At 64.4% G+C, this 22092-nt stretch carries 21 protein-coding genes; 14 read left to right on the forward strand and 7 right to left on the reverse strand.

Annotated elements, in window-relative coordinates:
• Positions 1-130 precede the first annotated feature (130 nt).
• Positions 131-3088 (reverse strand): DNA polymerase I, encoded by a 2958-nt coding sequence (gene polA, locus FJ967_RS24275; RefSeq protein ID WP_181176130.1) that lies wholly within the window; start codon positions 3086-3088, stop codon positions 131-133.
• Between the two features lie 419 nt (positions 3089-3507).
• Between polA and FJ967_RS24280 the strand changes: the two genes are divergently transcribed.
• The 5 genes from FJ967_RS24280 to FJ967_RS24300 all read left to right on the forward strand — a co-directional run bounded on the left by FJ967_RS24280 (position 3508) and on the right by FJ967_RS24300 (position 6486).
• Positions 3508-4893, forward strand: coding sequence for a M20/M25/M40 family metallo-hydrolase (locus FJ967_RS24280; RefSeq protein ID WP_140734535.1), 1386 nt, complete (start codon positions 3508-3510; stop codon positions 4891-4893).
• Positions 4894-5042: 149 nt separating this feature from the next.
• Positions 5043-5663, forward strand: a complete 621-nt coding sequence (locus FJ967_RS24285) for a ribonuclease D (protein WP_140734537.1) — start codon at positions 5043-5045, stop codon at positions 5661-5663.
• An 85-nt stretch (positions 5664-5748) separates the two neighbouring features.
• Complete coding sequence (locus FJ967_RS24290) at positions 5749-5952, forward strand: hypothetical protein (RefSeq protein WP_140734539.1); 204 nt, start codon at positions 5749-5751, stop codon at positions 5950-5952.
• 110 nt (positions 5953-6062) lie between these two features.
• On the forward strand, positions 6063-6317 hold the full coding sequence (locus tag FJ967_RS24295; protein ID WP_140734541.1) for a GlsB/YeaQ/YmgE family stress response membrane protein: 255 nt from the start codon (positions 6063-6065) through the stop codon (positions 6315-6317).
• Between the two features lie 22 nt (positions 6318-6339).
• On the forward strand, positions 6340-6486 hold the full coding sequence (locus FJ967_RS24300) for a hypothetical protein (protein ID WP_013529552.1): 147 nt from the start codon (positions 6340-6342) through the stop codon (positions 6484-6486).
• 40 nt (positions 6487-6526) lie between these two features.
• Here FJ967_RS24300 and FJ967_RS24305 read toward each other — a convergent pair whose 3' ends face one another.
• Positions 6527-7066 carry an inorganic diphosphatase gene (locus FJ967_RS24305; RefSeq protein WP_140734543.1) on the reverse strand — a complete coding sequence of 180 codons (540 nt, stop codon included), beginning with the start codon at positions 7064-7066 and terminating at the stop codon, positions 6527-6529.
• Positions 7067-7156: 90 nt separating this feature from the next.
• On the opposite strand from FJ967_RS24305, the gene FJ967_RS24310 reads away from it, so the two are divergent.
• Both FJ967_RS24310 and FJ967_RS24315 read left to right on the forward strand, forming a co-directional pair.
• A complete protein-coding gene (locus FJ967_RS24310; protein ID WP_140734545.1) occupies positions 7157-7456 on the forward strand; it encodes a hypothetical protein in 300 nt (99 codons plus the stop codon).
• 116 nt (positions 7457-7572) lie between these two features.
• Positions 7573-9849 (forward strand): transglycosylase domain-containing protein, encoded by a 2277-nt coding sequence (locus tag FJ967_RS24315; protein WP_140734547.1) that lies wholly within the window; start codon positions 7573-7575, stop codon positions 9847-9849.
• Positions 9850-9866: 17 nt separating this feature from the next.
• On the opposite strand, the gene FJ967_RS24320 is transcribed toward FJ967_RS24315, so the two are convergent.
• The gene (locus FJ967_RS24320) at positions 9867-10232 is read right to left on the reverse strand and encodes a nuclear transport factor 2 family protein (RefSeq protein WP_140734549.1); all 366 of its coding nucleotides are present in this window, start codon (positions 10230-10232) and stop codon (positions 9867-9869) included.
• A gap of 165 nt (positions 10233-10397) precedes the next feature.
• Between FJ967_RS24320 and FJ967_RS24325 the strand changes: the two genes are divergently transcribed.
• Positions 10398-11150 (forward strand): SDR family oxidoreductase, encoded by a 753-nt coding sequence (locus FJ967_RS24325; protein ID WP_140734551.1) that lies wholly within the window; start codon positions 10398-10400, stop codon positions 11148-11150.
• 9 nt (positions 11151-11159) lie between these two features.
• Here FJ967_RS24325 and FJ967_RS24330 read toward each other — a convergent pair whose 3' ends face one another.
• Positions 11160-12344 carry an MFS transporter gene (locus FJ967_RS24330; protein WP_140734553.1) on the reverse strand — a complete coding sequence of 395 codons (1185 nt, stop codon included), beginning with the start codon at positions 12342-12344 and terminating at the stop codon, positions 11160-11162.
• A gap of 30 nt (positions 12345-12374) precedes the next feature.
• Complete coding sequence (locus tag FJ967_RS24335; protein WP_140734555.1) at positions 12375-13307, reverse strand: zinc-binding dehydrogenase; 933 nt, start codon at positions 13305-13307, stop codon at positions 12375-12377.
• Positions 13308-13440: 133 nt separating this feature from the next.
• Between FJ967_RS24335 and FJ967_RS24340 the strand changes: the two genes are divergently transcribed.
• Positions 13441-14250 (forward strand): helix-turn-helix transcriptional regulator, encoded by an 810-nt coding sequence (locus tag FJ967_RS24340; RefSeq protein ID WP_140734557.1) that lies wholly within the window; start codon positions 13441-13443, stop codon positions 14248-14250.
• Positions 14251-14275: 25 nt separating this feature from the next.
• Here the strand turns inward: FJ967_RS24340 and FJ967_RS24345 are convergent, their stop codons facing one another.
• On the reverse strand, positions 14276-16060 hold the full coding sequence (locus FJ967_RS24345) for a cation:proton antiporter (RefSeq protein ID WP_140734559.1): 1785 nt from the start codon (positions 16058-16060) through the stop codon (positions 14276-14278).
• Between the two features lie 219 nt (positions 16061-16279).
• On the reverse strand, positions 16280-16729 hold the full coding sequence (locus FJ967_RS24350; RefSeq protein ID WP_140734561.1) for a host attachment protein: 450 nt from the start codon (positions 16727-16729) through the stop codon (positions 16280-16282).
• 381 nt (positions 16730-17110) lie between these two features.
• On the opposite strand from FJ967_RS24350, the gene cysG reads away from it, so the two are divergent.
• The 5 genes from cysG to FJ967_RS24375 all read left to right on the forward strand — a co-directional run bounded on the left by cysG (position 17111) and on the right by FJ967_RS24375 (position 21931).
• Entirely contained in the window at positions 17111-18556 is a 1446-nt protein-coding gene (cysG, locus tag FJ967_RS24355) for a siroheme synthase CysG (RefSeq protein ID WP_140734563.1), read from the forward strand.
• Positions 18553-18846 (forward strand): DUF2849 domain-containing protein, encoded by a 294-nt coding sequence (locus FJ967_RS24360; protein WP_140734565.1) that lies wholly within the window; start codon positions 18553-18555, stop codon positions 18844-18846. Before cysG ends, FJ967_RS24360 begins: the two co-directional genes overlap by 4 nt.
• A 42-nt stretch (positions 18847-18888) precedes the next feature.
• Positions 18889-20559, forward strand: coding sequence for a nitrite/sulfite reductase (locus FJ967_RS24365; protein WP_140734567.1), 1671 nt, complete (start codon positions 18889-18891; stop codon positions 20557-20559).
• The gene (locus tag FJ967_RS24370; RefSeq protein ID WP_140734569.1) at positions 20534-21298 is read left to right on the forward strand and encodes a phosphoadenylyl-sulfate reductase; all 765 of its coding nucleotides are present in this window, start codon (positions 20534-20536) and stop codon (positions 21296-21298) included. The genes FJ967_RS24365 and FJ967_RS24370 overlap by 26 nt, the downstream gene beginning before the upstream one ends.
• Positions 21299-21397: 99 nt before the next feature.
• Positions 21398-21931: a DUF934 domain-containing protein gene (locus tag FJ967_RS24375; protein ID WP_140734571.1), complete on the forward strand. Its 534-nt coding sequence runs from the start codon at positions 21398-21400 to the stop codon at positions 21929-21931.
• Positions 21932-22092: the final 161 nt, after the last annotated feature.

Consider the following 22092-nt stretch of genomic DNA (forward strand, 5'->3'; position numbering starts at 1 on the left):
CCGCTTCCCCGTTCTACTGCGTCGCAGTAGAACTGTGCTCACGTACCCAAAAGTATGCCCCGCTCCGGTTCTCAGGATTCACCACTTTTGACTCGGCCTGATCTGAACCGCAACACACCTTGCGTTGGCGCTAATGCGCCTCGTCCCAATTGTTCGCCGCGCGCGCGTCGACATGGAGGGGTACGGACATCGAGACCGCCGGCATCGCCGCGTTTTCCATGACGTGGCGCACGACCGGGATCGTCGCCTCGACTTCGGCCTCGACCGTCTCGAAGATCAGTTCGTCATGCACCTGCAAGAGCATGCGGGCGGACAGCCTGGCCTTGTCCAGGGCTTCCTCCATGCGGATCATGGCGCGGCGGATGATGTCGGCGGCGGTGCCTTGCAGGCGGGCATTGATCGAAGCGCGCTCGTTGAAGGCACGCAACGACGGGTTCGAGGACCTGATGTCTGGATAATGGATACGGCGGCCGAAGATGGTTTCGACGAAGCCGTGCTCGCGGGCGTAGGCCTTGGTCTCCTCGATATAGTCGCGGATGCCGGGGAAGCGCTCGAAATATTTCTTGATGTAGGCGCTTGCCTCTTCGCGCGGGATCGACAGCTGGTTGGCGAGGCCGAAGGCCGAGATACCGTAGATGATGCCGAAATTGATCGCCTTGGCGCGGCGGCGCACTTCCGACGGCATGCCTTCGACCGGAACACCGAACATCTCCGAAGCCGTGATGGCGTGAATGTCGGCTCCATCGGCGAAAGCCTGCCGCAATTGCGGAATTTCGGCGACATGGGCGAGCACGCGCAGCTCGATCTGGCTGTAGTCGGCCGACACCAGCCGGTGGCTCTTGTCGGTGATGAAGGCGGTGCGGATCTTGCGGCCTTCCGCGGTGCGGACCGGGATGTTCTGCAGATTCGGGTCGGACGAGGACAGTCGGCCGGTGGTCGTCGCGGCCAGTGCGTAGGAGGTGTGGACCCGCCTGGTTTCGGGATTGACGAAGCCGGGCAGCGCATCGGTATAGGTCGATTTCAACTTGGTGAGCTGGCGCCAGTCGACGATCTTGCGCGGCAACTCGTGGCCCTCGGCGGCAAGGTCTTCGAGCAACTGCGCCGAGGTCGACCACTGGCCGGTCTTGGTCTTGGAGCCGCCGGGCAGGCCCATGCGGCCGAACAATATATCGCCGAGCTGCTTGGGGGAGCCGATGTTTATGCGCTCGCCTACTAGCTGGTAGATTTCCTCCTCGAGCCGGGCGGCACCTTGCGCCAGTTCTCCCGAGAGCCGCGACAATATCTGCCGGTCGACCGAAATGCCGCGCTGTTCCATCCGCGCCAGCACCGGCACCAGCGGCCGTTCCAGGCGTTCGTACACGGATACCAGGCCCTTGGCGGCAAGCCTGGGCTTCAGCACCTGCCACAGCCGCAGCGTTATGTCGGCATCCTCGGCGGCATGCGCGGTCGCCCTGTCGATGTCGACCTGGTCGAAACCGACGGAGCTCTTGCCGGAACCGGTCACGTCTTTGAGCTGGAGGGGAGTGTGGCCAAGCCATTTGTCGGCAAGGGCGTCCATGCCGTGACCGTGCGGCGTGCCGGCGTCGAGCACGTAGGAGATCAGCATGGTGTCGTCGAACGGCGCGACGTCGATGCCGTAACGGCTCATGATGACCAGATCATATTTCAAATTCTGCGCGACTTTCAGCACCGACCTGTCTTCGAGCAGGGGTTTGAGTGCCGCCAGGGCTTCGCGAAGCGGGACCTGGTTCTCGAGCACGCCGCCGCCGAGCAGGTCTCCGCTGCCGCTCTTGTGGGCGAAGGGAATGTAGCCGGCGCGACCGGGCGCCGTGGCCAGCGCCATGCCGATCAGCTCGGCCTGCATCGGATCGGCGGAGGTCGCCCTGACGTCGAAGGCGGCGATGCCGGTCTCGCGCGCCTCGGCGATCCAGGCTTTCAGCGTCGCCATATCGCGGATGCACTGATAGGCGGATGTATCGATCTCGGCGGTCGCCGCCCGCTCCAGTCGCAGCGCGGCGAGCAGGGAGGGGGTATCGCCTTGTTTCGGCGTCTGCGTGGTTTCGGTTCCAGCAGCCTGGCCAGGTTCCGTGCCCGCGCCATTGCGGGCAACGGCGGGTGCTCCGGCGCCGACATCGGGGCCATGCGCATTGTCGGCGCGTTCGACGGTCACCGAGACGGCCTGGACGTCGCCGGCCTCGGTGCCGGTCGCTTCCGCCACACGGCGGGTCAGCGAGGTGAATTCCATGGTCTTCAGGAAGCCGATCAGCTTGGGCCCATCGGGGGCATGCAGGACGAAATCGTCCAGCCCCTCCGCCACCGGCACATCGTTCTTCAGCGTCACCAGCTGGCGCGAGATGCGCGCCTTTTCGGCATTGGCGATAATCGATTCCCGCCTTTTCTCCTGTTTGATTTCACCGGCACGGGCGAGCAGCCCGTCGAGATCGCCGAACTGCTCCAGCAATTGCGCGGCCGTCTTCGGCCCGATGCCGGGCACACCCGGCACATTGTCGACGGAATCGCCGGTCAGCGCCTGCAGGTCGATCATCTTTTCCGGCGGCACGCCCCATTTCTCGATCACTTCGGGGATGCCGATCTGGCGGTCCTTCATCGGGTCGTACATGCCGACCGTGTCGCCGACGAGCTGCATCAGGTCCTTGTCGGAGGAGATGATGGTGGTGTCGCCGCCAGCCTCGCAAGCGAGCTTGCAGTAGGTGGCGATGAGATCGTCGGCCTCGAACCCCTCCATCTCGACGCAAGGCAGATTGAAAGCCCTGGTGGCCTGGCGGATCAGTCCGAATTGCGGGATCAGGTCCTCGGGCGGCGCCGAACGGTTGGCCTTGTATTCGGGATAGAGGTCGTTGCGGAAGGTCTTCGACGAATAATCGAAGATGACGGCGAAGTGCGTCGGCACGGTCCCCACATCGGTGTTGCGGGCATCCTGCATCAGCTTCCACAGCATGTTGCAGAAGCCGGAAACGGCACCTACCGGCAGGCCGTCGGATTTGCGGGTCAGCGGCGGCAACGCGTGATAGGCCCGGAAGATGTAGCCGGAGCCGTCGATGAGGAAAAGATGATCGCCTTTTTTCATGCCGGCAGGGATAGCGCGGCGCGATGGCTTGGTCCATGCCAAAGACACCGCCATATATAGGTTCCGTCAACACCCTGACAGATCGGGCTTATACAGGCCCGCTCACGGGTACGTTACAAAAGTGTAACGTTGACGCCCTTGAATCGCCACGTTCACAGACCCAAATACACGTCATCGGCAGTTTTCGCCGAGTCCGGAGCAAGGCCCGTCCCCCGCCTATCCCGGACAATTGCGGCAGCCTATCCCCCCTCTCCGGGCTGCCGCATCGTTTCGAGTAAAACGCCGCCGTGGTCCCCCCTCCACCACGGCGGCATTTTTTTGCTCGCGGCCGCCGCTCGGGCCGTGGTCCAATCGTCCCGGGCTTTTCGTTTCGCCGCTCTGCCTTTACGGTTCCGGCACTGAATCGAAAGGTTTCGCAAATGTCCGCAATCTCCCCCGTCCTCGACCGTCTCGACAAGAATCTCGACCAGAGCCTGGAACGGCTCTTCGGCCTGCTCGCGATCAAGTCGATCTCGACTGATCCAGCCTATACCGCCGACTGCCGCAAGGCGGCGGAATGGCTGGTGGCCGAGCTCAAGCTGATCGGCTTCGACGCCAGCGTGCGCGACACACCGGGGCATCCGATGGTGGTGGCTCATCATGACGGGCCGGCGGGCGCACCGCATGTGCTGTTCTACGGCCACTACGACGTGCAGCCGGTCGACCCGATCGAATTGTGGGAAAACGACCCCTTCGCACCCGCGATCAAGGAGGTCGGACCCGGTCACAAAATCATCACCGGGCGCGGCTCGGCCGACGACAAGGGCCAGCTGATGACCTTTGTCGAGGCCTGCCGTGCCTGGAAGCAGGTGCATGGCAGCCTGCCGTGCCAGGTCACGATCCTGTTCGAAGGCGAAGAGGAATCCGGCTCGCCTTCGTTGAAGCCGTTCCTCGAGGCCAATGCCGAGGAGCTCAAGGCCGATTTCGCGCTGGTCTGCGATACCAGCATGTGGGATCGCGACACGCCGTCGATCTGTGTCGGGCTGCGCGGCCTGGTCGGCGAGGAGATCACCGTCAAGGCGGCCGACCGTGACCTGCATTCGGGCCTTTATGGCGGTGCCGCCGCCAACCCGATCCGTATCCTGGCCAAGGTGCTGGCCGACATCCACGACAAGGACGGCCATATCACCATCCCGGGCTTCTATGACGGCGTCGAGGAGACACCCTCGCAGGTTCTGCAATCATGGGAGACGCTGGGTGAAACGGCCGAGACCTTCCTCGGACCTGTCGGCCTGTCGATCCCGTCGGGCGAAAAGGGCCGCTCGGTGCTGGAACTGACCTGGGCACGGCCGACAACCGAGTTCAACGGCATCATCGGCGGTTATACCGGCAAGGGCTTCAAGACCGTCATCGCGGCGGAAGCCTCGGCCAAGGTGTCGTTCCGCCTTGTCCACAAGCAGGATCCAAAGAAGATCCGTGCGGCCTTCCGCAAATTCGTAGAGGAGCGCATTCCGGCCGACTGCTCGGTCGAATTCCACGCCCATGGCGGCTCGCCGGCGATCCAGCTTTCCTATGACTCGCCCTTCCTGGCCAAGGCCAAGACGGCGCTTTCCGACGAATGGCCAAAACCGGCGGTGACCACCGGCAGCGGCGGCTCCATTCCGGTGGTGGGCGACTTCCAGACCTATCTCGGTATGGAATCGCTGCTGGTCGGGTTCGGTCTCGACGACGACCGCATCCATTCGCCCAACGAGAAATACGAGCTCAGCTCCTTCCACAAGGGCCAACGCTCCTGGGCGCGCATTCTGGACGCGCTGACACGGTAAGCCGGGACCCTGAACGGCGTGAAAATCAACTTTATGTTGATTTTTCCGCCGATCACGGCAAGGACGGGCTGCCAGCGCAATTTTGTTGGAGCGCGTGCGCGCTTCTTTGACGGATGCGCGACGCCAATGGCCGCGACCCGGAGAAGACGATGAGCGATATCCGCTTCCATAAAAACGATCTGCCTGACCTTTCCCGCTACAATGTCGCGGCGGTGGCCATCGATACGGAAACGCTCGGTCTCAACCGGCATCGCGACCGGCTCTGCGTGGTGCAGATATCGCCTGGCGATGGCAGCGCCGACGTCATCCAGATCGCGCCGGGTCAGAAGAAGGCGCCAAACCTTGTCAGCCTGCTCAGGAATCGCTCCATAACCAAGCTGTTTCATTATGGGCGCTTCGACCTCGCGGTGCTTTACAACGCATTCGGCGTGATGCCCGAACCGGTGTTCTGCACCAAGATCGCCTCGCGGCTGACCCGCACCTATACCGACCGGCACGGGCTGAAGGACATCTGCTTCGAGCTTCTCGGCGTCGGCCTGTCCAAGGCCCAGCAATCGTCAGATTGGGCGGCCGAAACGCTGTCGCCCGAACAGCTCGAATACGCCGCCTCCGACGTGCTCTATCTCCACCGGTTGCGGGACGTTCTGGCGGGGCGGCTGGCGCGCGATGGGCGCAGCAAGGAAGCGGACGCCTGTTTCCGCTTCCTGCCGACGCGGGCCAAGCTTGACCTGATGGGTTGGGACGAAGAGGATATCTTCGCTCACAGCTGACGGCTTGCTGACAGTCGCGCCATGGCGGCCGCCAAGGGAACCAGACACATACGGATGCGTTGTGACGGCTCGAAGAGGGGATGACATGACCGACCGAAAGCCGATATCGACCGCGCCTACAGACGGCACCAAAGTCACTGTCACGTGGAAGGATGGTGACGGCGTTGTCAACGAATCCATCGCGCAATATCGAGACGATGGCTGGTGGGTCTATACCGATAGCCATACGCAAAAGAAGGTCGAACCGACCAGCTGGCGGCCCGCCGCCGGCGACGATGACGACCAATGAGCGCGCCGCTGGCGAGGCCTGTCGCTTTCGAATAGCCTGAAGTCGTTGATATCGGGGCCGATTCGGAGCCTTCCGCTCCGCGCTCGCCTCTTGCTCGGAGGGAAACCGCTATGGGTGTCGAAAGCCTTCTCGTCTTCATCATCATTGGTGCCATCGCCGGCTGGCTCGCCGGCCTCATCGTTTCCGGTTTCGGTTTCGGCCTGATCGGCAACATCATCGTCGGTATCATCGGCGCGTTCATCGCCGGCTGGCTGTTCCCGCGGATCGGCTTTTCCATCGGCGGCGGCATCATCGCCTCCATCATCCACGCCACGATCGGCGCTATCATCCTGCTGGTGCTGGTCAAGGTGCTGAAACGAGCCTGAACCCGGCAGAAAAGAGCGCGCCATGAAGCAGAACACTCTCTATCTCGTCATTGGCGCGCTCGTCGTCGTGGTCATTGCGCTCGGCATCTATGTCTACCGCGAGCAGACCAAGCCGAAGGGCGTCGAACTCAAGATCGACGACAAGGGCATTTCGATCCAGCAGAACTGAGCCGGCGATCGATAGGTGACGGCCTCAACGCCATCGCCGGCTACTTGCGCAGCCTGGCGGCAAAGGCCTTCATGCCTTTCCTGATTGCGCTGCGGGCGTCATCGGCATCCTGCCAGCCTTTGAACTTGATGGTTTTGCCAGTCCCAAGCACCGACGACAGAAAGAACTGTTCGATCTCACGCCTGAGATGCTCGGGCACATGGTCGGCGGCCACCGGCTCGTCCACGGCGTCCTCCCGGTGAGGACAGAAGACGTAGCGGTCGTTGCGGATAGGCTCGCCGCCCTGATCCCGCTGCTTCACCCGCAACGCGCCCAGAAGATCGCATTTGATGACGGTGCCGGCACCCGTGGAGGCCTGATGGATGACCAGTCCATCCAGGGGATCGCCATCGTCCCCCAAGGTGGAGGGAATAAAGCCCCAATCGTAGGGGTAGGTCATCCCGACCGGCAAAGGGCGGACATAACCGAACACCCGCGTCGCCGGCTCATAGGCAACCTTTGCCGCGGCACCACGCGGGGTCTCGATAACGACCCTGACAAGGCCCTTCGTCGTCGTCGGCAGCTTGAGGTAGTCGGGCATGAGATGCCTCTGTCGCATTCCGGGGTTGGTCCGGATGGAACTCCAAGGCGCAATGAATGTTCCGAAGAGCAGGCCGAGGAGATTTCAGCTATGACAAAAGCCTCTTTGCACTTGCTCAAGGGTGTGGGCTATCTGATTTCAACCCTGAGTGTCGTGCTGCTGGCCGTCGTCAGCTGGTCGAGCGCTTCCAAAAGTCCGCTGCTGGTCGCTTGTCTGCTCTTTGGCGCCGCCGCTTCGGTTGCCGGCATGTTCTGCCGGTGGCTGACCTACGAGATCGAAAAGCGTCAGGAAGGCGAAGAAGGCGCGTCGTCGCCAAGAGGTCCAGCGGAAGCCTTGCATCGCTCAAACCGGCTGTCGTCCGGTCGCTGTGGTCGGCAACGGCATAATTAACAAATTCCTAACGAAATTCAAAGGCTTGGGCGAAGGCCTGCTTAACCCGCCCTTAAATCGCCGCATCTACTCTTCAACCCGAGCGCCATTGGCACCGGGGATATCAAGCGCAGCGCATGGCGAACCGCAGAGACAGCCGCATCGAGCCCAGCTTCGAGGGACCGCCACGGGCGAAATCCCAGACGGGTCTTTCGGTGAGCGAGGAGGACCGCGTCGTGCCGAGCAACCGCAAAGCCTCCGCCAAACGCAAATCGTCGAAAGCGAAATCATCGCGATCCAGGCGCGGCGGCAGCGGGCGCGGCCTGTTCGGCGTGCTCGGCCGGCTGGTCTACTGGTGTTTCGTGCTCGCCATCTGGGGCGGCATCGCCGTGGCGGGCGTCGTCATCTACTACGGCGCCAAGATGCCGGCGGCCACGACCTGGTCGATTCCGGACCGCGCTCCCAACATCAAGATCGTCTCGGCCGACGGGCAGTTGCTGGCCAATCGCGGCATGAGCGGCGGCGAGGCCGTCGGGCTGCACGAAATGTCGCCCTATATCCCCGAGGCCGTGATCGCCATCGAGGACCGCCGTTTCTATTCGCATTTCGGCGTCGACCCGATCGGCCTGTCGCGCGCCATGGTGACCAATTTGCTCGGCGGGCATTTCTCGCAGGGCGGCTCGACGCTGACGCAGCAATTGGCCAAGAACCTGTTCCTGAAGCCCGACCGCACGCTGGAGCGTAAGGTGCAGGAGGTGCTGCTGGCGCTGTGGCTGGAGCACAAGCACACCAAGGACCAGATCCTCGAAATGTACCTCAACCGGGTCTATTTCGGCTCGGGCGCCTATGGCGTCGAGGCGGCCTCACGACGCTATTTCGGCAAGAGCGCGCGCGACGTCACCTTGTCGGAAGCAGCCCTGCTCGCCGGCCTCCTGAAGGCTCCCTCGCGGCTGTCGCCGGCGCGCGATCCAAAGGCCGCCGAGGAGCGCTCGCAGCTCGTGCTCGCCGCCATGCGCGAGGAAGGCAAGATCAGCGAGAAGGAGCTGAAGACGGCGCTCAGCGCGCCGGCGACGCGCTCGCCGTCCTACTGGACCGGCTCGGAAAACTATGTCGCCGACACCATCATGGAAGAACTGCCGGACCTGATCGGCGACGTGCGCGGCGACATCGTCATCGACTCGACCGTCGACCTGACATTGCAGAAGCTCGCCGAGCAATCGATCCGCAGGCTGATCGACGAAAGCGGCAAGAAGCTCAACGTCACCCAGGGCGCGCTGGTGTCGATCGACGATTCCGGCGCGGTGCGTGCCATGGTCGGCGGCTATGATTATTCGACCAGCCAGTTCGACCGCGCTTCCGAGGCGCGTCGCCAACCGGGCTCGGCGTTCAAGCCGTTCGTCTACATGGCGGCGCTCGAGGCCGGCCGTACGCCCGACAGCGTCCGCAACGACGCGCCGATCAAGATCGGCAACTGGACCCCCGACAATTACGGCGGCAAGTATTTCGGCAAGGTCACCCTGGCGACGGCGCTGGCCAAGTCGCTGAACTCGGTGGCCGCGCAACTGACCATGGAGGTCGGGCCGAACGCGGTGGTGGAAGCCGCGCACCGCATGGGCATCCAGTCAGACCTGCAAGCCAACACCTCGATCGCGCTCGGCACGTCGGAAGTGACGCCGCTGGAGCTGACTTCGGCCTATGTGCCCTTCGCCAATGGCGGCTACAAGCCTGACATCCATTTCATCCGCCGCATCACGAGCGCGGACGGCAAGGTGCTCTACGACAGTGGCGGCAGCGGTAGCGCACCGCGCGTGATCAAGCCCGAGATCGTCGGCATGATGAATTCGATGATGACCGGCACGGTCGAGGTCGGAACCGCCAAGAAGGCGGCCTTCACCTGGCCGTCGGCGGGCAAGACCGGCACCAGCCAGAATTCGCGCGATGCCTGGTTCGTCGGCTACACCGCCAATCTCACCACCGGCGTGTGGTTCGGCAATGATGACGGCACGGCGATGAAGAAGGTCACCGGCGGCGCGCTGCCGGCACAGGCCTGGCACGAATTCATGGTCGCCGCGCATGAGGGCGTGCCGGTGCGGCCGCTGCCCGGAACCTGGAAGTCCACACCGCCGGACACGATCGTGCCCGACGACATCCCCTCGGCCGACAACAATCAGCCGGCACCTGTCCCTTCGGCGTCGGTCGGTCAGTCCGCTCCGGCCGCAGCGGCGCCGTCCGCACAGCCCGCAACGGTGCGCGCGCCTCGTCCCGCACAGACGGTCGACGCCGATGGCGACTTCAACATGCCAAGCGATTCCGGCACCACCGCTTCCGTCGGCCATCCGGTGCCGCCCGGCAGCGTCGGCGGCCCGCTGAAGAAGAAGCAGACCTCGATCCTGGACATTCTAGGCGGCGGCTGAGGCGGTTGCCATCGTCGCTACTGCGCCTTCGGCTGAGCGCGGCCGAGAAGCTTGCTGTCGAAGGTCAGCTTGTCGCTGTGGATCTTGCCATCGCTGATGGTGAGATGTTTTGCGCAGGACAACGCCCCCGATGACTGCGTCATCAGATCGTACATCAGCAACGCCTGCCGGTCGTCGCCGAAGGCGGCGATCATGCGTATGCCGGTGACATCCTGCGACAGTTTCACGAGCCCCGCCAGATAGGGCTCCTTGCCGGTCGACTGCTGCATGGGGCCGTCGAAGACTACATCGTCGGCGACGAAGGAGGCCGCCTTTTCCAGATCGTGGCTTGTCCAAGCCTTGGTGAAAGCTGTGGCGATATCGAGAGGTGGTGTCTGTGTCATGGCTCCGGTCCTGACTGGCTGATGCAAGTCCCCATGCCTATGTCTTTTCCATCGGACCAACGGCGGACCGGCTGTGCGGTTCCTCGGACAAGGATGAATGGTGACATTTCGGCCTCTCGCCACCTCGGCGGCGTTCGGCTACATGTCCAGCCCGGAGACCGTGACATGACCGAAACCGACACCAGAAAGACCATTGTGCTGACCGGCGCCAGCCGGGGCATCGGCCATGCGACGGTGAAGCGCTTTTCGCGCGAGGGCTGGCGCGTCATCACCTGTTCGCGCCAGGCCTTTGCCGAGGACTGCCCTTGGCCGGCCGGCCCGGAGGACCACATCAAGGTCGATCTCGCCGATCAGGAAGATGTCGGCATCGCCGTGTCCGAGATTCGCCACCGGCTGGAGGCGCATGGCGGCCAGTTGCATGCGCTGGTCAACAATGCCGGCATTTCGCCCAAGCTCAAGGACGGCAACAGCCGCATGAACTCGATCGACACGCCCATGCATGTCTGGCGCGACGTGTTCCAGGTCAATTTTTTCGCGCCGATCATGCTGGCGCGGGGTCTCTTCAAGGAGCTCGCTGCGGCCAAGGGCTCGATCGTCAATGTCACCTCGATCGCCGGCACGCGCGTGCATCCTTTTGCCGGCACCGCTTACGCGACGTCGAAGGCGGCACTTGGCTCGTTGACGCGCGAGATGGCGCATGATTTCGGCCCGCACGGCATCCGCGTCAATGCGATCGCACCGGGCGAGATCGACACAGCGATCCTCTCGCCGGGCACCGAAAAAATCGTCGAAACCATTCCGCTGAGACGGCTGGGCACCACGGCGGAGGTCGCCGACATCATCTTTTTCCTGTGCTCGTCCCAGTCGTCCTATGTGTCCGGCTCCGAAATCCACATCAATGGCGGCCAGCACGTCTAGGCGGTGAGGTCATATCGTTCTCGCTCGTCCGGCAAAGCCGCCGAGGATCGTCATCAGCAAGGTCACGACGGCGCAGAGCGCCAAGGTGATGCCCCAACTGCCTGTCGAGTCATGGGCGAGGCCGGCAAGCGGCGGGCCTGCCGCCGCCAGCGTATATCCCAGGCATTGCGCCATTCCCGACAGAGCCGCCGCCTGGTTGCTGTGCGATGCCCTCAGGCTGACGAAGGACAGGCCGAGGACGAAGGCTGCACCGGCGCCGAAACCGAACAGCGCGACCCACAGCATTGCCAGCGCCGGAAGCTGCCATAGGCCGAGCACCGAAGCGCATGTGGCAAGCGACACGCCGATGGTGAAGGCGCGCTGATCCCTCATTCGCCGTACAACCGAGCCGACGACGAGACCGGCGATGGCGGTGGCCAACTGCAACACTCCGTGCAGCGAGCCTGACGTCGCCGCCGAGTAGCCTGCCTGTGCCAGCATGGCGGGCAGCCATCCGACGACGACGTAGAAGACCAGCGAGGTCAGGCCGAGGAAGCCGGTCACCTGCCAGGCCAGCGGCGAGCGCCAGATGCTGGTGCGATCAGGGACGGCAGCGACCACCTCGGTCGGCAGGGAATGCGAGCGGAGTTGCGGGAGCCAGGCAATCAGCGCGGCCAGTGGGAAAATCAATGTGCAGGCGAGCGAAACATGCCAGTCCGATCCCGGCAGTCGGGCGAGCGGGATCGCCGCCGTCGAGGCAAGGGCTTGCGCCAGTCCAGAGGTGATCGCGTAGGTGCCTGTCAGCGTGGCGATCCGTGTCGGGAAATCCCGCTTCAGCAGACTGGGGAGCAGGACGTTGGCGACGGCAATGCCTGTTCCGAGCGTGGCCGTGCCAAGCAGCAGCTCAGGAACGGAGCCGGCCGAACGCAGGCAAATCCCGATCGCGACAACGAGCATCGCGCTGAACAAGCACTTCTCGATGCCATATCGGCGCGCCAGCCCGGCAGCGAACGGTGAGATCGCCGCGAATGCCAGCAAGGGAAGGGTGGTTAGCATTCCCGCCTCGGCGGCGCTGATTCCGGTGGTTTCACGGATCATGCCGAGCATCGGCGCGACGCCGGTAAAGGGTGCGCGGAGCGCCGAGGCAATCAGCATTATGCCGACCAGCACAAGGCCCTGACCGCTCGACGTCTTGATAATCTCTCGTGCCGTCATGGCGTGCTCCTGAACTGTTTTTGGGCAGATTTAGTCAGCGGCCTGGCGGCCTATGGTCAGAACGGCCTTGCCGCTGAAGCTGCGCTGGCGCAGCGCGTCCAGCGCCTGGCCGATGTGCGTCCACGGCACGGTCAAGGCGATGCGGGTTTCCAGCCGGCCGGCCGCGACGAGAGCAAGCAGCGCCGCGATATCGGCGCCGATGGCCGAGCCGGAGGTGTAATAGGCGAATGTCTGCAGCCTCGCCCCCTCGTGACCGGGAACGAACTGACGGAATCCGACCGGCGTGAGTTCGCCGCTGCTCGAGCCGAACATGACGATGACCCCGCCGGGCGCGACGCGCTCGATCGCGTCGGTGAGGCTTTTGCCGCCGACCGACTCGGTGACCAGCGAAAACGGACCCTCGGCCTGATCGATCGCTTCGACGGTTCTGCGTGCACCCAACCCCCTGAGATCCTCGTCATGCCGGGCCGCGGCGATGGCGGTCACGATCCCGCCCTGCCGATGCGCGAGCTGGATCTGGAAACGGCCGACCGCGCCGCTGGCACCGGTGATCAGGACGTGCTGGCCGGCGAGGTCACCGCCATGGCGCAAAGTCCTCAGCGCCGTCGTGCCCGCCACCGGCAGGGTCGCGGCAGCGGCGAAGCCGACATTATCCGGCAGGACAGCGAGACGATCGGTCGGCACGGCAATGCGCTCGGCCCAGCCGGCCTGGTCGACCAGGGCGGCAACCCGCGCGCCCACTCCCGGCCCCGAGCCATCGGCTGCCGCCCGTTCGACGATGCCGGCAATGTCCTGGCCGGGAATGAAGCCACTCGGGCGGATAGCGAGCAGGCGCAGTTCGCCGCGGTTCAACGAGCTTGCCCGAACCGAGACAAGCGCCTCGTCCGCGAGCGCTTGCGGCTCATCGCGTTCGACAAGCTTCAGGCCCGTGGCGCTGTCGGGAGATGTGACCAAAGCCAGCATGAGTGTTGCCTTCCTCTGGGTTCGCATGGCAGCGCGGCGACGCGATGCCGGCCATGAGCGGGCCAGAACCTATCGACTTTCCCCATTGAAGAATTTAGCTATGATGGCTTTCAATCGCTAAAAGCAGTCAACCATGCGACAGCCTCTCCACTATCCCTGGCTCAATTTCGATGTCGATGCGGTGCAGGCGCCCGCCATCGCGGTGCGCGTCGAACCCACCGAAACCAGAGCCGAGGTGGCCGCGCACTGGCACCGCAAAGGCCAACTCGTCTTCGCGCTCGGCGGCGGCGTCACCTGTCGCGTGCCGAGCGGCTTGTGGATGGTGCCGCCGCATTGCGGTGTCTGGATTCCCGGCGGAATGGAACACAGCAATATCGCGACGGCCAATGCCCGGATCTTTTTCGTCTATATCGAGCCGGCAGCGGCGGAATTGCCGGACCGGTGCTGCACGCTTTCGATCTCGCCGCTGCTGCGCGAACTGATCATCGAACTGGCCGACAGCGTTCAGGACGAGCAGGCGCGCGATGAGCTGCTGATCAAGACCCTTCTCACCGAACTGCCGCGCATGCCTGTCCAGCAGCTGCATCTGCCGATTTCATCCGAGCCGCGCCTCAGCCGGATCGCCACCGCATTGTCGCAGAATCCCGCCGACCGCAGCACGCTTGCCGAATGGGCAAAGCGCGTCGCGCTCAGCGAAAGCAGTCTCGCCCGTCTGGTGGTCAAGGAGACTGGCTTGAGCTTCGGGCGCTGGCGCCAGCAACTGCACCTGATCGTCGCCATTCGAGAACTGGCCTCGGGCGCGACCGTGCAGCAGGTCTCAGGCGATCTCGGCTATGGTTCCGTGACTGCCTTCATCACGATGTTCAAGAAGGCGCTTGGCAAGCCGCCGGCAAAATACCTCGGCAGCATCGCCCACAATGGCGGCTCCGCCTTCACGGCGTGATCAGGGGCCGGCGGCGCGATCGGGCTCAGGCAGCGGACGGTTCGGCAGCCCGCGGCTTTTGGCCCAGCACCTCTTCGACAATGCCGCGCGCGATCTCGCGTTCGCCCATGATGACCGTGTCGGCGCCGAGCCCTTTCAGGTGCTCGACCTCGGCATCCGAATGGGCGCGGGCGACGACGTTGATGTTGGGATTGGCGGCGCGCGCGCGCAGCACGATCTGGCCGGCCTCGAAGGCATTGGGAATGGCGAGGATCAGCCGCCGGGCGCCTTCGGGATTGGCGGCGGCGAACACTTCGGCATTGGCCGCGTTGCCGGCGACGGTTTCGATGCCGTCTGCCTTCAGCCTGGCCAGTGTCTTGTCGGCATCCTCGATGGCGAGGAAGGGCAGGGCCGCTTCCTTCAGCGCCGCGCCGACGAGACCGCCGACACGGCCGTAGCCGATCAGGATGGTGTGGTTGTTGAGGGCTGTCCTTGGCGGCGGACCGTCTTCGGCTTTCGCTGTTGCCGCTACCGAGGCGACCTGGCCAGGTTCGGTGGCGGGACCGACCGGCTTGGCGCTCGCCGGCGGTGCCGTCCTGGCGGCGCGAGCCTCCAGCCACGGCTTCATCCAGTCGATGACCAGGAACATCAGCGGATTGAGCACGATCGACAGGATGGCGCCGGCCAGGATCAGGTCGCGGCCCTGTTCGGGCAGAAGTTTCAGCCCGACGCCGAGTTCGGCCAGGATGAAGGAGAATTCGCCGATCTGGGCAAGACTGGCCGAAATCATCAAGGCCGTTGCCAGCGGATAGCCGAAGGCGACGACGATGACGAACGCCGCCAGCGACTTGCCGATGACGATGATGGCCAGCGTCGCAAGGATCGGCAGGCCGTTGCTGAACAGGCTGAACGGATCGAACAGCATGCCGACGGAGACGAAGAACAACACCGAGAAGGCATCGCGCAGCGGCAGCGATTCTTCCGCGGCGCGGTGGCTGAGCTCGGATTCGCTCATGATCATGCCGGCGAAGAAGGCGCCCAGAGCCAGCGACACGCCGAACAGCTTCGCCGCGCCGAAGGCGACGCCGAGCGCAATTGCCAGCACCGAGAGACGGAACAGCTCGCGCGACCCGGTATGGGCGACATAGTGCAGGATCCACGGAATGACCCGGCGGCCGACCACCAGCATGACGACGACGAAGGCGGCGACCTTGGCCAGCGTGATGCCGACGACGCCCCAGATGCCGTAGCTGGCCGGCAGCGACAGCAGGCCGCTCGAATGGGCATCGGCCTGTTCCTGGCCGCCGAGCACGCCGGCAAGGGCAGGCAGCAGCACCAGCGCCAGCACCATCGCCAGATCCTCGACGATCAGCCAGCCGACGGCGATGCGGCCGCGCTCGGTCTCGATCAGCCGGCGCTCCTGCAGCGCGCGCAGCAGCACCACGGTCGAGGCGACCGACAGCGCCAGGCCGAAAACTAGTCCCGCACCCATCGACCAGCCGAGCATCCAGGCAAGCCCGACGCCGAGCAGCGTGGCAAAGCCGATCTGGACGATGGCGCCGGGCACGGCAATGGCACGCACCGACAACAGGTCCTTCAGCGAGAAATGCAGCCCGACGCCGAACATCAGCAGGATGACGCCGATCTCGGCCAGTTCGTTGGCAAGCCCGGCATCGGCGACGAAGCCAGGCGTGTTCGGCCCGACCAGCACGCCGGCCACGAGATAGCCGACGAGCGGCGGAATTCGGAAACGGTTGGCGAGAGCGCCAAAGACGAAAGCCAGCCCCAGACCGGCGACGATGGTGGCGATAAGGGGCGTGTCATGCGGCATTGTCTATGGAGCGCCTTTCAAGCTAGCGATGTCGGATGTGCGCCGCCCGAAGCCGTCGCCTGTTTTGCAATATGGTGGAAGGGGTAATGGTGATGCAACCCGCAAGCGGGCGAAAATCGACGGCGCGGCGACAAAATGCCTGACCGGCGGCCGGGAAGCCGCCGATCCGGCTGAAGTCTCGATGATGTTTCGTCCCGGATGGCCGGCCCTTGCCGGCGGTCAGGCTGCCTGCAACAGGGCCTCGATTTCGAATATAGCGTGGTTGGTCATGGTCTTCGGGATCTCTGCCGTCACCTTGTCGCCGACCTCCTTGTGCAGCTTCTTGCGCATGGCGCCGAGTACCACTGGCGGCGCGACAAGCACGATGCTGTCGAACTCGCCGCCATGGGCAAGCTTGTAGAGCCGGGCGGCGATCTCTTCGGCAAAGCGCTCCTTGCCGACGCGGTGCCAGTCGGTGTCCTCGACCGCGCTGCGATGCGCGGACGGGCCATCATTGTATCGGCCGGGGCTGTCGCTTCCCTGTTCGCGCGTGGGCGGGTTTTCCTGTTCCATCACCTGCACGACTTCAAGGTTGGGGAATTTGTTGTCGCCGGCATTCTTGAGCAGGAGCGCTTTTTCGCCGTCTGCGACCAGAACCCAGATCCCGTGCTTCAGTTTGATGGTGTTCATGAAAACGCTCCTTTGTTGGGTGGTGGCTATGCCGGGAACGCGTTCTGGCCCGTCAACGTTCCAACCGACATGGCGAACCGGACGGCCCCGCGGACGGCCGCTGAAGGCGAGATCGCCCTGCACGACTTTAATCTACTGAATTGGTAGAAATTAGAAAAAACTGTTTTTCCAGACAGGGCCCCGACGGCTAAAAGCACTTGAAATCAAGGCCTGCCTCGATGGCCAAAGCGTGCCCATTGCATGGCCTTGGAATATTTTTCTCCTGCCTTTCGCGGTTGCGAAAAAGCGATTGCCTGCCATCACCGGATGCGCGAGTGCTTTGCTTCTGCTTTTTTACGCCCGGGCGTAAAACTGCGACACTGTTCCCGGATTGCTGTTCTGATGCCGCAAGACACCGTCAAGCTCAACGCCTTCCCCGTCTTCATGCGGGTCGAGGGCGAAGCCGTGGCCATTGTCGGCGGCGGCGAGGAGGCGCTGGCCAAGGCGCGGCTGCTCTCCCAGTCGAGCGCGGTTCTGCGCATCATCGCCGCAGATGCCGAACCGGAGCTGCTGGCCTTCATCGCCGAGACCGGTGCGAACCATGTGGCCGCCGCCTATGATGCTTCGCTCATAGAGGGCGCCGTGATGGTGTTTGCCGCCAGCGGCGACGAGACGCTCGACCGCGGCGTGGCTGCCGATGCGCGCCGCCTGGGCATTCCGGTCAATGCCGTCGACCGGCCGGAACTCTGCGATTTCTTCACCCCGGCATTGGTCAACCGCGCGCCGGTCGCCGTGGCGATCGGCACCGAAGGCGCCGGTCCGGTGCTCGCCCAGATGCTGCGCGGCCGGATCGATCGCATGCTGTCGCCGTCGCTTGGATCGCTGGCGGCGCTCGCCGCGTCGTTCCGCACAGCCGCCGAGAGATTGCCCAGGGGGAGTGCGCGTCGCCGTTTCTGGAGCGATTTCTTCGGCGGAGCGCCGGCGCGCGCCGTCGAGGCCGGCGCGTTTTCGCAAGCCCACGAAGCCGCGGCCGACCTGCTGTTGTCCGACACGACCGCTCGCGGCCACATTGCCCTGGTGGGCGCTGGTCCCGGTGCCGAGGATCTTTTGACGCTGCGCGCACATCGCCTGCTGATGGAGGCCGATGTCATCGTCCACGACGCGCTGGTGCCGGAGGCGGTCATCGCCATGGGCCGCCGCGACGCCGAGCGCCTGCCGGTTGGCAAGCGCAAGGGCTGCCACACCAAGAGCCAGGCTGAGATCAACGCCCTGCTGGTGGAACTCGGCCGCGAGGGCAAGCGCGTGGTGCGGCTGAAGTCGGGCGATCCGCTGGTGTTCGGCCGTGCCGGCGAGGAAATGGCGGCGCTGCGCGATGCCGGCGTCGCCTATGAGGTGGTTCCCGGCGTCACCGCGGCGTTTGCCGCCGCCGCCGATTTCGAACTGCCGCTGACGCTGCGCGGCGTGTCCTCCTCGATGGTGTTCACCACCGGCCACGACCTCAAGGGCAATTCGCTGCCCGACTGGGCCAAGCTCGCCATTTCCGGCGCCACGGTCGCCGTCTATATGGGCCGCTCGGTGGCCGCGGAAGTTGCCGGCCGGCTGATCGAGGCCGGGCTGTCCCCGGACACGGCCGTCGCCGTGGTCGAGAACGCCAGCCTTGGCAATCGCCGCCGTTTCCACGGCACGCTCGCCGATCTGCCGTCGCTGGAAGCGCGTGTCGATCTGACGGGTCCGGTCATGACCATCATCGGCGACGCCGTCGCCGGCGCCAATTTCGAGCGGTCCGAGCCGCTTGCGGCACACCGGCATGAAGATGCGCTAGCCGCCGCCGAAGGAGTTCAGCCATGAAGATACTGACCGCCAATCGCCTCGGCGACGGCATCGCCGTCTGGTATGCCGATGGCGGCTGGGCCGAGACGGTAGGCCAGGCCGACCTTGCCCATGACAAGGCGGCCGAGGATCGCCTGGAGGCGATCGGCGCCAAGGCCTATGCCAACAATGAAGTGGTCGACGTCAACCTGATCGACGCTGATGTCGTCGACGGCGTCGTCGAGCCGGTGCGGCTACGCGAGAAGATCCGTGCCGCCGGCCCCACCATCCGCAACGATCTCGGCAAGCAGGCGGCAAGGGCAGCCTGACAAGACACCACTTACGGGCGGACGCGCCCTGAAAGACGAAGCATGTACCGTTACGATGAGTTCGACCACGATTTCGTTCAGGCCCGCGTCGCCGAGTTCAGCGACCAGGTGCACCGCCGGCTGTCCGGTGAAATCACCGAGGACCAGTTCCGGCCGCTGCGGCTGATGAATGGCGTCTACCTGCAGCTGCATGCCTACATGCTGCGCATCGCCGTGCCCTATGGCACGCTGAACAGCAAGCAGGTGCGCATGCTTGGCCACATCGCCCGCAAATACGACAAGGGCTACGGCCACTTCACCACGCGCCAGAACATCCAGTTCAACTGGCCGGCGCTGTCGGATATTCCGGCGATCCTGGCCGATCTGGCGAGCGTGGAAATGCATGCCATCCAGACCAGCGGCAACTGCATCCGCAACGTCACCGCCGATCATTTCGCCGGCGCCGCCGCCGATGAGGTCGCGGATCCGCGCCCCTATGCCGAGATCCTGCGCCAGTGGTCGTCGGTGCATCCGGAATTCTCGTTCCTGCCGAGAAAGTTCAAGATCGCGGTGACCGGCGCCGAGCGCGACCGCGCCGCCATCCAGACGCATGACATCGGCCTGCACCTGAAGAAGAACGCCGCCGGCGAGCTTGGCTTTGCCGTCTATATCGGCGGCGGCCAGGGCCGCACGCCGATGGTGGCGCGCAAGATCCGCGACTTCCTGCCGGAAGCCGACCTTCTGTCCTACTGCACGGCGATCCTGCGCGTTTACAACCTCTACGGCCGCCGCGACAACAAGTACAAGGCGCGCATCAAGATCCTGGTGCACGAGACCGGCGTCGAGGAAATCACCCGCCAGGTGGAGGCCGAGTGGCAGGAGTTGAAGGATGCCGAGCTCAAGCTGCCGGACGGCGACATCAGGGCGATCGAGGCCTATTTCGCGCCGCCGGCGCTCGCCGACCGGCCGGAAGGCGACCAGGCGGTCAAGCTGGCGCGGCTCGATTCCAAGGGCTTTTCCGACTGGCTCGACCAGAATGTGGTGACGCATCGCCACCCCGACTATGCGGCGGTGACGATCTCGCTGAAGGGTATCGGCGAGGTGCCCGGCGACGCGACCGACAGCCAGATGGAAGCGGTCGCCGACATCGCCGAGAAATACGCTTTCGACGAGCTGCGCGTCAGCCACGAGCAGAACCTGATCCTGCCGCATGTGGCGCGCGCCGACCTGAGGGCGGTCTATGACGCGCTGGCCGAAATCGGGCTGGCGACGGCCAATTCCAACCTGATCTCGGACATCATCTCGTGCCCGGGCCTCGACTATTGCGCGCTGGCGACGGCACGCTCGATCCCGATCGCGCAGGAAATCTCGCAGCGTTTCGCCTCGTTGGAGCGGCAGCGCGAGATCGGCGAACTGAAGCTGAAGATCTCAGGCTGCATCAATGCCTGCGGCCACCACCATGTCGGTCATATCGGCATCCTCGGCGTCGAGAAGAAGGGTTCTGAGCTCTATCAGGTGACGCTGGGCGGTTCGGCCGACGAGAACACGTCGGTTGGCGAGATCATCGGCCGCGGCTTCTCGTCGGAAGAGATCACCGACGCCATCGAGACGATCGTTGACACCTATCTCGGCCTCCGGCTCAACCCGCAGGAAATATTCATCGACGCCTACCGCCGTGTCGGTCCCGCGCCGTTCAAGGAGGCGCTCTATGCTGGCGAAGCCAAGGCCGCTTGACCATATTCCCGAGGTCGAGGACGGTGTTGCCGCCAAGGCGGCAGGGCTCGATGCGCTCTACGGCCATCTGAAGCCGATCGAGGTCATCGAACGAGCGGCGAGCGAGCTGTTTCACGACGAAATCGCCGCGGTATCGTCCTTCGGGGCGGATTCGGCCGTGCTGCTGCACATGATCGCCAAGATCGATCGCACGCTGCCGGTCATCTTCCTCGACACCGGCAAGCATTTCGAGGAAACGCTCGGCTATCGTGACGCGCTGGTCGCCGATTTCGGGCTGACCAACATCCAGGTCATCAAACCCGAGGACGCGGCGCTCGACCGGATCGACCCGACGGGCAATCTGCACCAGAGCGACACCGATACCTGCTGCAACGTGCGCAAGGTCGAGCCGCTGGCTAGGGGCGTCGCGCCGTTCCGCGCCTGGTTCACCGGACGCAAGCGCTTCCAGGCCTCGACGCGGGCGGCGCTCCCGGTGTTCGAGGCGGTCGGCCCGCGCATCCGCATCAATCCGCTGGCGCGCTGGACAACGTCCGACCAGGCCGACTACATGCGCGCGCACGCGCTGCGCGAAAATCCGCTGGTCGCCTATGGCTACCTGTCGATCGGCTGCTTCCCCTGTACACAGCCGGTGCAGCCGGGCGAGGACGCGCGCAGCGGCCGCTGGGCCGGCCATGCCAAGACCGAGTGCGGCATCCATCTGTCGGGGCTGGAGAAGTCGCTGACCGACGCCTCGCTCTAGGCTATGCTGACAATCAACCGACCTGCACCGGCGGCCTCGATCCCGAGGCGGCCGGCTCGGCACGACGGACTTTCTAGTTCTGGGACTATAGGAATTTTGATGACTGAAGCGACGACACCGGAGACCCGCCTCTGGACCCCGACAGGCTTCCGCGAGGACGAGTGGAGCCATGCGGAAAGCGCCGATGCGCTTTCCGGTAACGGCCGCTTCATCCTGCCGCTGCAGGCGTTCCTCGATCTCGATCCGGAGGTGCGCCGCTCGGCGAAGGAGCGGCTCGGTGTCTTGCTGCAGCCCGGCGATCAGCTCGAGAAAATTGCCGACCTGCTCGACCAGCTGTCGCTGGTGGCGCTGGCCTTTCCTGCCTTCGGCGACGGCCGCTCCTTCTCCAAGGCCGAATTGCTGCGCAGCCGCTATCGCTTCACAGGTGCGCTGCGCGCCACCGGTCAGGTCCTGGTCGACCCGTTGCCGCATATGCTGCGGCTTGGTTTCGACGAGTTCGAGATCTCGAACCCGGTGCTGTTGAGACGCCTGGAAGAAGGCCGCACAGGCGGGTTGGGACTTTACTATCAGCCGGCCGCGGTGCCGGAAACCAAGGGTCCGAAATATTCGTGGCGCCGCGTTCGCGATACGTGACGAGACGGCAAATCACCGGATGTTGCGCCCCAATTGGTCGAACCAGGTGCGCGGGTTGAGGCCTATATTATAGGTTCTGGGCGCCGGTCAGCTGTTTCTGACCAATTCTGGTCGTACCAATTGTACGATTTGTGCTTTCCCTTTGATTTCCCTGCCCTTAG

Source organism: Mesorhizobium sp. B2-3-4, assembly GCF_006442315.1.
Taxonomy (GTDB): domain Bacteria; phylum Pseudomonadota; class Alphaproteobacteria; order Rhizobiales; family Rhizobiaceae; genus Mesorhizobium.

What these genes read in the sequence shown, in the direction of transcription:
- polA (WP_181176130.1), bottom strand. Translation starts at nt 3,088, where the DNA reads ATGAAAAAAGGCGATCATCTTTTCCTCATCGACGGCTCCGGCTACATC.
- FJ967_RS24280 (WP_140734535.1), top strand. Translation starts at nt 3,508, where the DNA reads ATGTCCGCAATCTCCCCCGTCCTCGACCGTCTCGACAAGAATCTCGAC.
- FJ967_RS24285 (WP_140734537.1), top strand. Translation starts at nt 5,043, where the DNA reads ATGAGCGATATCCGCTTCCATAAAAACGATCTGCCTGACCTTTCCCGC.
- FJ967_RS24290 (WP_140734539.1), top strand. Translation starts at nt 5,749, where the DNA reads ATGACCGACCGAAAGCCGATATCGACCGCGCCTACAGACGGCACCAAA.
- FJ967_RS24295 (WP_140734541.1), top strand. Translation starts at nt 6,063, where the DNA reads ATGGGTGTCGAAAGCCTTCTCGTCTTCATCATCATTGGTGCCATCGCC.
- FJ967_RS24300 (WP_013529552.1), top strand. Translation starts at nt 6,340, where the DNA reads ATGAAGCAGAACACTCTCTATCTCGTCATTGGCGCGCTCGTCGTCGTG.
- FJ967_RS24305 (WP_140734543.1), bottom strand. Translation starts at nt 7,066, where the DNA reads ATGCCCGACTACCTCAAGCTGCCGACGACGACGAAGGGCCTTGTCAGG.
- FJ967_RS24310 (WP_140734545.1), top strand. Translation starts at nt 7,157, where the DNA reads ATGACAAAAGCCTCTTTGCACTTGCTCAAGGGTGTGGGCTATCTGATT.
- FJ967_RS24315 (WP_140734547.1), top strand. Translation starts at nt 7,573, where the DNA reads ATGGCGAACCGCAGAGACAGCCGCATCGAGCCCAGCTTCGAGGGACCG.
- FJ967_RS24320 (WP_140734549.1), bottom strand. Translation starts at nt 10,232, where the DNA reads ATGACACAGACACCACCTCTCGATATCGCCACAGCTTTCACCAAGGCT.
- FJ967_RS24325 (WP_140734551.1), top strand. Translation starts at nt 10,398, where the DNA reads ATGACCGAAACCGACACCAGAAAGACCATTGTGCTGACCGGCGCCAGC.
- FJ967_RS24330 (WP_140734553.1), bottom strand. Translation starts at nt 12,344, where the DNA reads ATGACGGCACGAGAGATTATCAAGACGTCGAGCGGTCAGGGCCTTGTG.
- FJ967_RS24335 (WP_140734555.1), bottom strand. Translation starts at nt 13,307, where the DNA reads ATGCTGGCTTTGGTCACATCTCCCGACAGCGCCACGGGCCTGAAGCTT.
- FJ967_RS24340 (WP_140734557.1), top strand. Translation starts at nt 13,441, where the DNA reads ATGCGACAGCCTCTCCACTATCCCTGGCTCAATTTCGATGTCGATGCG.
- FJ967_RS24345 (WP_140734559.1), bottom strand. Translation starts at nt 16,060, where the DNA reads ATGCCGCATGACACGCCCCTTATCGCCACCATCGTCGCCGGTCTGGGG.
- FJ967_RS24350 (WP_140734561.1), bottom strand. Translation starts at nt 16,729, where the DNA reads ATGAACACCATCAAACTGAAGCACGGGATCTGGGTTCTGGTCGCAGAC.
- cysG (WP_140734563.1), top strand. Translation starts at nt 17,111, where the DNA reads ATGCCGCAAGACACCGTCAAGCTCAACGCCTTCCCCGTCTTCATGCGG.
- FJ967_RS24360 (WP_140734565.1), top strand. Translation starts at nt 18,553, where the DNA reads ATGAAGATACTGACCGCCAATCGCCTCGGCGACGGCATCGCCGTCTGG.
- FJ967_RS24365 (WP_140734567.1), top strand. Translation starts at nt 18,889, where the DNA reads ATGTACCGTTACGATGAGTTCGACCACGATTTCGTTCAGGCCCGCGTC.
- FJ967_RS24370 (WP_140734569.1), top strand. Translation starts at nt 20,534, where the DNA reads ATGCTGGCGAAGCCAAGGCCGCTTGACCATATTCCCGAGGTCGAGGAC.
- FJ967_RS24375 (WP_140734571.1), top strand. Translation starts at nt 21,398, where the DNA reads ATGACTGAAGCGACGACACCGGAGACCCGCCTCTGGACCCCGACAGGC.